The sequence below is a fragment of the Bradyrhizobium sp. genome (genome assembly GCF_035484855.1).
Taxonomy (GTDB): domain Bacteria; phylum Pseudomonadota; class Alphaproteobacteria; order Rhizobiales; family Xanthobacteraceae; genus Bradyrhizobium.
This window is the reverse complement of sequence record NZ_DATHOP010000077.1, coordinates 1-9837: the sequence shown is the minus strand read 5'-3', so window position 1 is coordinate 9837 and position 9837 is coordinate 1. Positions and strand designations below refer to the sequence as shown.

Genomic DNA, 9837 nt, shown 5'->3' with positions numbered 1-9837 from the left:
GGTCTGGTTTGCCCCGATCCACGCACTGCCTTTTCTAGAAACGCTGGTCCTTGTTCTTGGAGGAGTCATTCTAGGGCCTGTTTCCCGCATTCCGGCAGGAATATTGCTGATACCCATGTTCCTCGGTGCGGTTCTACGATCCAACGGTCTTGTCGAAATCGAATTGCCAAGCTGGCTGCTGGCGGTCAGCTATTTGCTTCTTGGCTGGACGATTGGCTTGCGGTTTACCCGGAAAATTCTTGTGTATGCCATCCGGGCTTTACCGAAAATGATAGTATCAATGCTGATGCTAATCGCATTTTGTGGCGGCTTGGCCTTCGCTCTCGTCGAAGTTTTCGATATCGATCCTTTGACGGTCTATCTTGCCACCAGCCCGGGCGGGGCAGACTCGGTCGCCATTATTGCGGCATCCACCAATGTCGATGTCGGGTTTGTTATGGCGCAGCAGATCGCTCGTTTTATGCTCGTCCTTATCGTTGGTCCGGCTTTGTCTCGATTCGTTGCGGATCAAATAGTTAGGAATGTTCCAAATATTTCCGACAAAACTCCCACCTGAGTAAGTTGGTCGCAGAAGATTCGATATGGATAGTCCCGATCAGTGATGCTTGGCTCGCTTACGCGAGACCGATGTGTGCCTTGTCTCTGCGAGCCGATATCGACGGACGGGATAGCTTGGACGGCTATAGGAACAGAAGCCGATATTATCAGGGGATAGCGCATGAAGTCCCTATCCGTGCGGTAGCCGCGACGGCGATGTCCGTTCAGGGTCAATCGCGTCGGGTTTGACCCTCCGCCAACCACTTCCGGTCGACCCCCAGCAGCGGACATTCGTCGCCTGGAGCGGGATGAGGTCAGGTTGGACTCCTGCCCCGGATTCTTCTCCTGCCCCGGACGCAGCACAGCAAGAGTGCTGCGAGCCGGGGTCCACGCTACTTTGCATGGGGTTGTTTTCGCGATTTTTTACTCGTCATGGCCGGGCTTGTCCCGGCCATCCACGTCTTACTTCGAAATGGTCTCAAAGAGATCGTCCCAATCCGGATTGCTCGCAACAATCAATCGAACTTTCCAGGCACGAGACCAATGCTTGATATTGTGTTCACGCTGGATCGCATCCTGAATGGTCTCGAACTTCTCGAAATACACGAGTCTCTTTAACCCGTAACGTTTGGTAAAGCCGTCAACGTAACCGGAGCGATGCTCGAATATCCGGCGGACAAGATCGCTGGTCACCCCGACATAGAGGATGCCGTTCGGTTTGTTGGTCAAGAAATAAACGTAGCCGCCTGCCATGTTGAGATACTGCAAGACGTGGATGGCCGGGACAAGCCCGGCCATGACGACTGAGAGATCACAGCATGCTCGGCAGCACGCGGTCCGGCGGCTTGTGGTTGTCGAGGAAGGTGCGGATGTTGATGATCACCTTCTCGCCCATCTCGACGCGGCCCTCGATGGTGGCCGAGCCCATATGCGGCAGCAGCGTCACCTTGCCGGCCTTGGCGAGCCGCACCAGCTTTGGATTGACCGCGGGCTCGTGCTCGTAGACGTCGAGGCCGGCGCCGCCGATCTCGCCGGTCTCGAGCAGTTTGATCAGCGTGTCCTCGTCGATGACGCCGCCGCGCGCGGTGTTGACGATGTAGGCGTCCTTGCGGATCAGCTTCAGCCGCCGCGCCGACACCAGATGGAACGTCGCCGGCGTGTGCGGACAATTCACCGAGATGATGTCCATCCGCGCCAGCATCTGGTCGAGGCTTTCCCAATAGGTCGCGCCCAGCTCTTCGGCGATGCGCGGCGCCACCGGCCTGCGGTTGTGATAATGGATCGAGAGGCCGAACGACCGCGCCCGGCGAGCCACCGCTTGTCCGATGCGGCCCATGCCGATGATGCCGAGACGCTTTCCCCCGATGCGGTGGCCGAGCATCCAGGTCGGCGACCAGCCCGGCCAGTTCTTGCCGTCGGTGAGGATGGAGGCGCCCTCGATCAGCCGCCGCGGCACCGCCAGAATCAGCGCCATGGTCATGTCGGCGGTGTCTTCGGTCAAAACCTTTGGCGTATTGGTCACGGTGATGCCGCGCGCGTGCGCCGCCACGACATCGATATTGTCGACGCCGTTGCCGAAATTGGCGATCAGCTTCAGCTTGCAATCGGGCTGTTTGAGCAGCGCTTCGGTGATCTCGTCGGTGACGGTGGGCACCAGCACATCGGCCGAGCGCACCGCGTCCGCGATCTGCTCTGATGTCAGCGGCGTATCGTCGAGATTGAGTCTCGCGTCGAACAGCTCGCGCATGCGGGTCTCGATCGAGTCCGGCAGCTTGCGCGTGACGACAACGAGAGGCTTTTTCTTAACCGACATGTCCTGCTCGCGTAAGGCCGTTCAGACCTCATTAACCCGGTTGTTCGACACTGCGACTTACCGCGCAGTCCCGGCGTTGCTTGAGGGTTCCCTGGGTTCCCGAACTTTCCCCTTGGGTGTCCAAAAGGGGGATTTCGGGCAAGTCTTGTTTCCTCGTCTTCTGCCTCTCTAGCAGAAGGCCGGGCCAAGACAAGAACCCGGTAATAACCCGGAGTCACAAGCCGAGGGCAATCCGGGCGCGGTACAGGGGGTTTGGGGCGTCGGTTAGGTATTTCAGCTCGAAGAACTCGAGTTGGGTTTCTCGGCAGGAGACGAGCGGATGGGGTTGCGGCGTTTTTGTTCTGTGGTGGTGCTCGTTGGCGCTGGGCTAGGCGCGTCGATCTCCCCGGGATTCTCGGCCAAGGATACCGCGGTCACGTCGAGCGGCTTGCCGGTGCCGCGTTATGTCAGCCTCAAATCCGATCATGTGAACGTCAGGGCCGGTCCGACCAAGGACAACGACGTCGCCTGGGTCTACACCCGCTCGGGCCTTCCGGTCGAAATCACCGCCGAATTCGAGAACTGGCGCCGGGTCCGCGATTCCGAAGGCGCCGAGGGCTGGGTCTATCACTCGCTGCTGTCCGGCCGCCGCACCGCGGTCATCACCATGAAGAGCAAGGACGAGCTGGCGCCGCTCCATGAGAGCGCCGACCAAACCTCGGCGGTCACAGCGAAGCTGCAGGCCGGCGTCGTGACCCAGGTCAAGCACTGCGCGCAAGGCTGGTGCCACGTCGCCGGCAACGGTTTTGACGGCTGGATCGAGCAGCAGCGGCTGTGGGGCGTTTACGCCGATGAGAAGGTGGATTGACTCGTCACCCTGAGGCGCGAGCCTCTTCGGCGAGCCTCGAAGGGTGTATGCACCGGTGTGCGCGGCCTATCTTTCGAGGCGCGCAAGCCAGCGGCGCAATTGCGCCGCCGAGCGCACCTCAGGATGACGACCTCAAGTTGACCGGGAAAATCAGCGCTTCTTGCGCAGCCGCACGACCATGTCGACGCGGGCGATCTCGTAGCCTTCGGGCACTTCCGGCATGCTCGAAAGCACCAGATGCGGATCGGGAATGTCGACCAGTTCGTGGTTGTTTTCGAGATAGAAGTGGTGATGCGCCGACACGTTGGTGTCGAAGTAGGTCTTGGTGCCGTCGACGCTGACCTGGCGCAGCAAGCCCGCATCGGTCAACTGGTTGAGCGTGTTGTAGACGGTCGCAAGCGATACCGGGACCTTGGCGAGTGTCGCCTCCTCATAGAGCATTTCCGCGGTCAAATGCCGCGCGCCCTTGCCGAACAGCAGCCAGCCCAGAGCCATGCGCTGACGGGTCGGACGCAGGCCCGCCGCCTGCAGCATTTCGTTGACGTCATGCCAGGGACAGCCGGTCAAGGCCGGCTGGCGTGCCGCGGTTGCGGAACCGGCGGCATCATCGTTCAGGATCGAGGCGTTGTAACTCATTTCCACGTCAGGCACCGCGTTCACTCATTCAGCCCAATAGCCCCGCAAATATAAGGAGGAACCAGGTTAGATGCAAGTTTTTCGCAACTAGAGCCGCTCCAGGGTTAACGGAGGCGGGGGTGGAACGCGGCGTTTTGCCCCGTCGTGGTGCTTTGCCCCCTGCGGAGCCTATGTTAGAGAGCGCGCGGACTTTAAGCCATGCGGTTTACGGGCAATGGCGAACCGGTTGCCGCTGGGAGCATCCGGATCTGCGGTCTTCGTGCCAATTGAAGCCAATTGGCGCGTTTCACGCGTGAAACGGGTCCATTTCGCTCCAAGAACGCCCCATCGGGATTTGAAAGAGGCAGCATGCTGGATCGGCGCAGCGGTTACGAATACGAGGATCTCCTGGCGTGCGGCCGCGGCGAGATGTTCGGCCCGGGCAATGCACAATTGCCGCTGCCTCCGATGTTGATGTTCGACCGCATCAGCGAAATCAGCGAGACCGGTGGTGAATATGGCAAGGGCCTGGTCCGTGCCGAACTCGACGTCAAAGCCGACCTCTGGTTCTTCGGTTGCCATTTCAAGGGCGACCCCGTGATGCCCGGCTGCCTCGGCCTCGACGCGCTCTGGCAGATGGTCGGCTTTTTTCTTGGCTGGAGCGGCGGCGAGGGCCGCGGCCGGGCGCTCGGCCTCGGCGAACTGAAGCTGGCGGGGCAGGTGATGCCCAACGTGCGCAAGATTGTGTACAACGTCGACATCAAGCGCGTGATGCGCCTAAGGCTCTGGCTGGGCATCGCCGATGGCTGGCTTTCGGCCGATGACGAGATTATCTATCGCGCGAAGGATCTGAGGGTGGGGCTCTTGAAGCAGGGCGCCGCATTGCAGCCGGGAACGTGAGTTACGTGCTCGGTCCGACGAGGCGGCATTCGGCTTGAGCCATCACAAAAGAACGGTAACGACAGGGCGAGGCGATCATGAGGCGGGTTGTCATTACGGGGATGGGCATCGTCTCGTCCATCGGTAACAACACCCAGGAAGTGCTGGCAAGCCTCCACGAGGCGAAGTCCGGAATTACGCGCGCGGACAAATATGCCGAATTGGGTTTCCGCTCGCAGGTGCAGGGGGCGCCAACGCTCGATCCGGCCGGGGTCATCGACCGGCGCGCGATGCGCTTTCTCGGCGAGGGCGCGGCCTGGAATCACATCGCGATGGAACAGGCGATCCAGGACTCAGGACTCGAGCCCACGGAAGTTTCCAACATCCGCACCGGCATCATCATGGGTTCCGGCGGCCCCTCGGCGCGCACCATCGTGGAAGCCGCCGACACCACGCGGGCCAAGGGACCGAAGCGGGTCGGACCGTTCGCGGTGCCGAAGGCGATGTCGTCGACGGCGTCGGCGACGCTTGCCACCTGGTTCAAGATCAAGGGCGTGAACTATTCGATCTCGTCGGCCTGCGCCACCTCGAACCATTGCATCGGCAACGCCTACGAGACCATCCAGATCGGCAAGCAGGATGTCATCTTCGCCGGCGGCTGCGAAGAGCTCGACTGGTCGCTGTCGGTGTTGTTCGACGCGATGGGCGCGATGTCGTCGAAATACAACGATACGCCGGCAACTGCTTCCCGCCCCTACGACGTGACCCGCGACGGTTTCGTCATCGCCGGCGGCGCCGGCGTGGTGGTGCTGGAGGAGCTCGAACACGCCAAGGCGCGCGGCGCCAAGATCTATGGCGAAGTGGTCGGCTATGGCGCCACATCCGACGGCTACGACATGGTGGCGCCCTCGGGCGAGGGCGCCGAGCGCTGCATGCGAATGGCGATGGCGACCGTCGATACCAAGGTCGACTACATCAATCCGCACGCGACCTCGACGCCCGCCGGCGATCCGCCGGAAATCGAGGCGATCCGCAAGGTGTTCGGCACCGGCGACAAGTGCCCGCCGATCTCCGCCACCAAGGCGCTGACCGGCCATTCGCTCGGCGCCACCGGCGTGCAGGAGGCGATCTATTCGCTGCTGATGATGCAAAACGGCTTCATCTGCGAAAGCGCCAATATCCGCGAACTCGATCCGGTGTTCGCCGACATGCCGATCGTGCGCAAGCGCATCGACAATGCGAGATTGGGCACCGTGCTCTCGAATTCCTTCGGTTTCGGCGGCACCAACGCCACGCTGGTGTTCAAGCGGATGGATGCGTGAGATCGCGCACGAACTGAATTCCCGCACTCGCCGTCATGGCCGGGCTTGTCCCGGCCATCCACGTCTTGGAGCGGGCAGGGCAAGACGTGGATGCCCGGGACAAGCCCGGACATGACGCAAGAGAAAGCGCACGGACGATGCAGGATCTGATGAAAGGCAAGCGCGGGCTGATCATGGGCATCGCCAATGATCATTCGATCGCCTGGGGCATTGCCAAGACGCTCGCCGCGCAAGGCGCGGAGCTGGCGTTCACCTATCAGGGCGAGGCGCTGGGCAAGCGCGTCAAGCCGCTGGCCCAGTCGCTCGGTGTCGATACGGTGATCCCTTGCGACGTCGAGGATCTGAGCAGCGTCGATTCCCTGTTCGAGACACTGCGCGCAAAATGGGGCCATCTCGACTTCCTGGTCCACGCCATCGGCGCTTCCGACAAGAATGAGTTGAAGGGCCGCTATGCCGACACCTCGCGCGAAAACTTTTCCCGCACCATGGTGATATCGTGTTTCTCGTTCACGGAACTGGCGAAGCGCGCCGCCGAGCTGATGCCGCCATCCGGCGGCAGCATGATCACGCTGACCTTCGGCGGCTCGATGCGGGCGATGCCTAATTACAACGTGATGGGTGTCGCGAAGGCCGCGCTGGAAGCCTCGGTGCGTTATCTCGCCGCCGATTTCGGCTCGCGCGGCATCCGCGTCAATGCGATTTCCGCCGGTCCGGTGCGGACGCTAGCGGGTTCAGGCATCGGCGATGCGCGCGCGATGTTTGCCTTTCAGCAAAAGCATTCGCCGCTCGGCCGCGGCGTGACGCTGGACGAACTTGGCAACTCGGCGCTGTACCTGCTCTCGGATCTGTCAGGCGGCGTTACCGGCGAGATTCATTACGTCGATTCCGGCTACAACATCGTCCAGATGCCGCGGCCGGAACACCTGAAAGACACCGCGGATTGACGCACCTGCTCATCCCGCCGCGATGACGCCGGCGCGCTGGAACGCCGGGCGCGCCGCGCAAGCGTCGATGTAGCGGTCGAACGAGGGGCGCGCCGGCACCATCTTGAACAGCCGCACCGAGAAATACAGGCCGGAGCCGATCGCGATGTCGGCGGCCGAGAAATTCTCGCCGAGCAGCCACGGCCCCTTAGTCAGGGCGACGTCGAGTACGTCGAACACCCGCTGCGCGTCGCCCCAGCCGGCGGAGAGCGGATTCATCTCGACCTTGGTCGCGATCTGCACCATCGCCGGCTCGACGCAGCCCGGCGCGAAGAACAGCCAGTAGAGATATTTGGCGCGCAGCGGATCGCCCAGCGGCGGCGCGAGGTCGGCTTGCGGATAGCGCTCGGCCACATAGGCGCAAATCGCGGCGGCCTCCGCCATCGTCGCCTCGCCGTCCTGCAGCGCCGGCACCTTGCCCATCGGATTGATGGCGAGATATTCCACCGTCTTCTGCGCGCCCTTGGAGATGTCGGTCAGCACGCGCTCGTAAGGCTGCCCGGTCTCCTCCATCAGCCAGAGCGTGGAGAACGAACGCGAGCGGGGCGACCAATAGAGTTTCATCATTTCGTCGTTTCCTGTTTCTTCCATCGATAATATTTCATGACGAATCCCGTCATCGGCTCGACCTGCTCCTTCTCGAACGCAAAACCCTCGCGCTCGTACCAGCGCCAGGCTTTTTCGTTTTCGCGGATGCATCGCAGCTCGATTTCATCGGGCAAATGTTGCCGCGTGAAGGCGAGCAGTGTCCTCCCGAGGCTTTGGCCCTGATATTCCGGCGCGACGAACAGCTGGTCGAGATAGCGTTTCGGCAGGTGCAGCGCCAGCATCGCCGCGAGCACCCCGTCGTCGGCGGCGACGAACAGGCTCCAGCCGTTTTCGATTTCCATCCGAACCCGCGCGCGCAATTTCGCGAGCAGGAAATTGCTGGCCTCTTCCAGCCCGGTCGAACAAAAACTGTTCATCCAGACCTGGGCGATCTCGTCATATTCCTCCGGCCGGGCGGGACGGATCGTCGGCGGCGTCATCGGAATAAACCTCGCAAGTCTGCCGTCATTATTCGTCATTCCGGGGCGCGCACGCAATGCGCGAACCCGGAATGACGGGAGAAAGCAAAACCCCCGCGATCATATCGCGGGGGTTCATTCGACTTCAATCGAAAGCGGAAACCACGTCCGCTATCGAGCGCATCAGGCGAGGTCGTAGCGGTCCGCGTTCATCACCTTGGTCCACGCCGCCACGAAGTCCTTTGCGAACTTCTCCTTCGAATCCGCACACGCATAGACTTCCGCGATGGCGCGGAGCTGGGAATGCGACCCGAAAATCAGGTCGACGCGCGTGCCGGTCCACTTCACCGCCTTGGTCTTGCGGTCGCGGCCCTCATATTCGCCGTCGGAACCGGCCGGCTGCCACTCCGTGCCCATGTCGAGCAGGTTGACGAAGAAGTCGTTCGTCAGCGTTTCCGGCTTCTTGGTAAAGGCGCCGTGCTTTAAGTTGCCGGCATTGGCGCCGAGCACGCGCAGGCCGCCGACCAGCACCGTCATCTCGGGCGCCGTCAGCGTCATCAGTTGCGCGCGATCGACCAGTGCTTCCTCCGGCATCATGAACTGCTTCTTGCCGCTGATGTAGTTCCGGAAGCCGTCGGCGCGGGGCTCGAGCGGCGCAAAGGAAGCGGCGTCGGTCTGCTCCTGCGACGCGTCCATGCGGCCGGGCGTGAACGGGACCGTCACGCTCACACCGGCATCCTTCGCCGCCTTTTCGACCGCGGCGCTGCCGCCGAGAATGATCAGGTCGGCGAGCGACACCTTCTTGCCGAACTCCTTCCGGATCGCTTCGAGTTTTGAGAGCACCTTCGCCAGTTCGGGCGGATTGTTGACATGCCAATCCTTCTGGGGCGCAAGACGAATGCGCGCACCGTTGGCGCCGCCGCGCTTGTCGGAGCCGCGGAACGTCGAGGCCGATGCCCAGGCTGTCGAGACCAGCTGGGAAACGGTGAGGCCGGAGCCGAGGATTTTCGCCTTCAGAGCCGCAATGTCCTGTTCCCCGATCGGCGGATGATCTGCTGACGGGATCGGGTCCTGCCAGATCAGGGTTTCCTTCGGCACCAGCTTGCCGCGATAGCGCACGATCGGCCCCATGTCGCGGTGCGTGAGCTTGAACCAGGCGCGGGCAAAGGCGTCTGCGAACTGGTCCGGATGCTCGAAGAAGCGCCGCGAGATCTTCTCGTAGGCCGGGTCGAAGCGCAGCGAGAGGTCCGTGGTCAGCATGGTCGGAACATGCTTCTTCGACTTGTCATAGGCGTCGGGGACCGTGGCCTCGGCGCCTTTGGCTTTCCACTGCTTCGCGCCGGCCGGGCTCTTGGTCAGCTCCCATTCGCATTTGAACAGGTTCTCGAAGAAATGGTTGCTCCATTTCGTCGGCGTCTGCGACCATGTCACCTCAGGGCCACCGGTGATGGCGTCGGCGCCGATGCCGGTGCCATGCTTGCTCCTCCAGCCGAGGCCCTGGTCCTCGATGGCGCCCGCTTCCGGATCCGGACCCATCAGCGACGGATCGCCGGCGCCGTGGGTCTTGCCGAAGGTGTGACCGCCGGCGATCAGCGCCACGGTCTCTTCGTCGTTCATCGCCATGCGGAAGAAGGTCTCGCGGATATCCTTTGCGGCGGCAACCGGATCGGGATTGCCGTTGGGGCCCTCCGGATTGACGTAGATCAGGCCCATCTGCACCGCGCCGAGCGGTTCGGCCAGTTGCCGTTCGCCGCTGTAGCGTTCGTCGCCCAGCCACGTGCCTTCGGGACCCCAGTAGAGTTCTTCCGGCTCCCACACGTCGGCGCGGCCGCCG

The 9837-nt window shown here is 62.2% G+C and carries 11 protein-coding genes; 5 read left to right on the top strand and 6 right to left on the bottom strand.

Translation table 11 applies throughout. The features are described 5' to 3' along the window. On the top strand, positions 1–556 hold a 556-nt coding region (locus VK804_RS08590), incomplete at its 5' end, for an AbrB family transcriptional regulator (protein WP_325369890.1). Positions 557–999: 443 nt separating this feature from the next. On the opposite strand, the gene VK804_RS08585 is transcribed toward VK804_RS08590, so the two are convergent. Both VK804_RS08585 and VK804_RS08580 read right to left on the bottom strand, forming a co-directional pair. Next, positions 1000–1335, bottom strand: coding sequence for a GIY-YIG nuclease family protein (locus VK804_RS08585; RefSeq protein WP_325369888.1), 336 nt, complete (start codon positions 1333–1335; stop codon positions 1000–1002). A gap of 13 nt (positions 1336–1348) precedes the next feature. After that, positions 1349–2350: a D-glycerate dehydrogenase gene (locus VK804_RS08580; protein ID WP_325369887.1), complete on the bottom strand. Its 1002-nt coding sequence runs from the start codon at positions 2348–2350 to the stop codon at positions 1349–1351. 319 nt (positions 2351–2669) lie between these two features. Between VK804_RS08580 and VK804_RS08575 the strand changes: the two genes are divergently transcribed. Then, entirely contained in the window at positions 2670–3197 is a 528-nt protein-coding gene (locus VK804_RS08575; RefSeq protein ID WP_325369885.1) for an SH3 domain-containing protein, read from the top strand. Positions 3198–3347: 150 nt separating this feature from the next. On the opposite strand, the gene irrA is transcribed toward VK804_RS08575, so the two are convergent. After that, the gene (gene irrA / locus VK804_RS08570; protein WP_325369892.1) at positions 3348–3833 is read right to left on the bottom strand and encodes an iron response transcriptional regulator IrrA; all 486 of its coding nucleotides are present in this window, start codon (positions 3831–3833) and stop codon (positions 3348–3350) included. Positions 3834–4181: 348 nt separating this feature from the next. Between irrA and fabA the strand changes: the two genes are divergently transcribed. From fabA to fabI, 3 genes are all read left to right on the top strand, one after another. Next, the gene (gene fabA, locus VK804_RS08565; protein ID WP_325369883.1) at positions 4182–4712 is read left to right on the top strand and encodes a 3-hydroxyacyl-[acyl-carrier-protein] dehydratase FabA; all 531 of its coding nucleotides are present in this window, start codon (positions 4182–4184) and stop codon (positions 4710–4712) included. A 77-nt stretch (positions 4713–4789) separates the two neighbouring features. Next, the gene (fabB, locus tag VK804_RS08560) at positions 4790–6013 is read left to right on the top strand and encodes a beta-ketoacyl-ACP synthase I (RefSeq protein WP_325369881.1); all 1224 of its coding nucleotides are present in this window, start codon (positions 4790–4792) and stop codon (positions 6011–6013) included. Between the two features lie 137 nt (positions 6014–6150). Continuing rightward, positions 6151–6957 (top strand): enoyl-ACP reductase FabI, encoded by an 807-nt coding sequence (gene fabI / locus VK804_RS08555; RefSeq protein WP_325369879.1) that lies wholly within the window; start codon positions 6151–6153, stop codon positions 6955–6957. Positions 6958–6966: 9 nt separating this feature from the next. Here fabI and VK804_RS08550 read toward each other — a convergent pair whose 3' ends face one another. The 3 genes from VK804_RS08550 to katG all read right to left on the bottom strand — a co-directional run. Beyond that, positions 6967–7563 carry a glutathione S-transferase family protein gene (locus VK804_RS08550; protein ID WP_325369877.1) on the bottom strand — a complete coding sequence of 199 codons (597 nt, stop codon included), beginning with the start codon at positions 7561–7563 and terminating at the stop codon, positions 6967–6969. Further along, a complete protein-coding gene (locus tag VK804_RS08545; RefSeq protein WP_325369875.1) occupies positions 7560–8024 on the bottom strand; it encodes a GNAT family N-acetyltransferase in 465 nt (154 codons plus the stop codon). Before VK804_RS08545 ends, VK804_RS08550 begins: the two co-directional genes overlap by 4 nt. Positions 8025–8186: 162 nt before the next feature. Continuing rightward, positions 8187–9837 (bottom strand): catalase/peroxidase HPI (katG, locus tag VK804_RS08540; RefSeq protein WP_325369873.1); only part of this gene is annotated, 1651 nt, incomplete at its 5' end.

What these genes read in the sequence shown, in the direction of transcription:
- VK804_RS08575 (WP_325369885.1), top strand. Translation starts at nt 2,670, where the DNA reads ATGGGGTTGCGGCGTTTTTGTTCTGTGGTGGTGCTCGTTGGCGCTGGG.
- VK804_RS08545 (WP_325369875.1), bottom strand. Translation starts at nt 8,024, where the DNA reads ATGACGCCGCCGACGATCCGTCCCGCCCGGCCGGAGGAATATGACGAG.
- fabI (WP_325369879.1), top strand. Translation starts at nt 6,151, where the DNA reads ATGCAGGATCTGATGAAAGGCAAGCGCGGGCTGATCATGGGCATCGCC.
- fabB (WP_325369881.1), top strand. Translation starts at nt 4,790, where the DNA reads ATGAGGCGGGTTGTCATTACGGGGATGGGCATCGTCTCGTCCATCGGT.
- irrA (WP_325369892.1), bottom strand. Translation starts at nt 3,833, where the DNA reads ATGAGTTACAACGCCTCGATCCTGAACGATGATGCCGCCGGTTCCGCA.
- VK804_RS08585 (WP_325369888.1), bottom strand. Translation starts at nt 1,335, where the DNA reads ATGGCCGGGCTTGTCCCGGCCATCCACGTCTTGCAGTATCTCAACATG.
- VK804_RS08580 (WP_325369887.1), bottom strand. Translation starts at nt 2,350, where the DNA reads ATGTCGGTTAAGAAAAAGCCTCTCGTTGTCGTCACGCGCAAGCTGCCG.
- VK804_RS08550 (WP_325369877.1), bottom strand. Translation starts at nt 7,563, where the DNA reads ATGATGAAACTCTATTGGTCGCCCCGCTCGCGTTCGTTCTCCACGCTC.
- fabA (WP_325369883.1), top strand. Translation starts at nt 4,182, where the DNA reads ATGCTGGATCGGCGCAGCGGTTACGAATACGAGGATCTCCTGGCGTGC.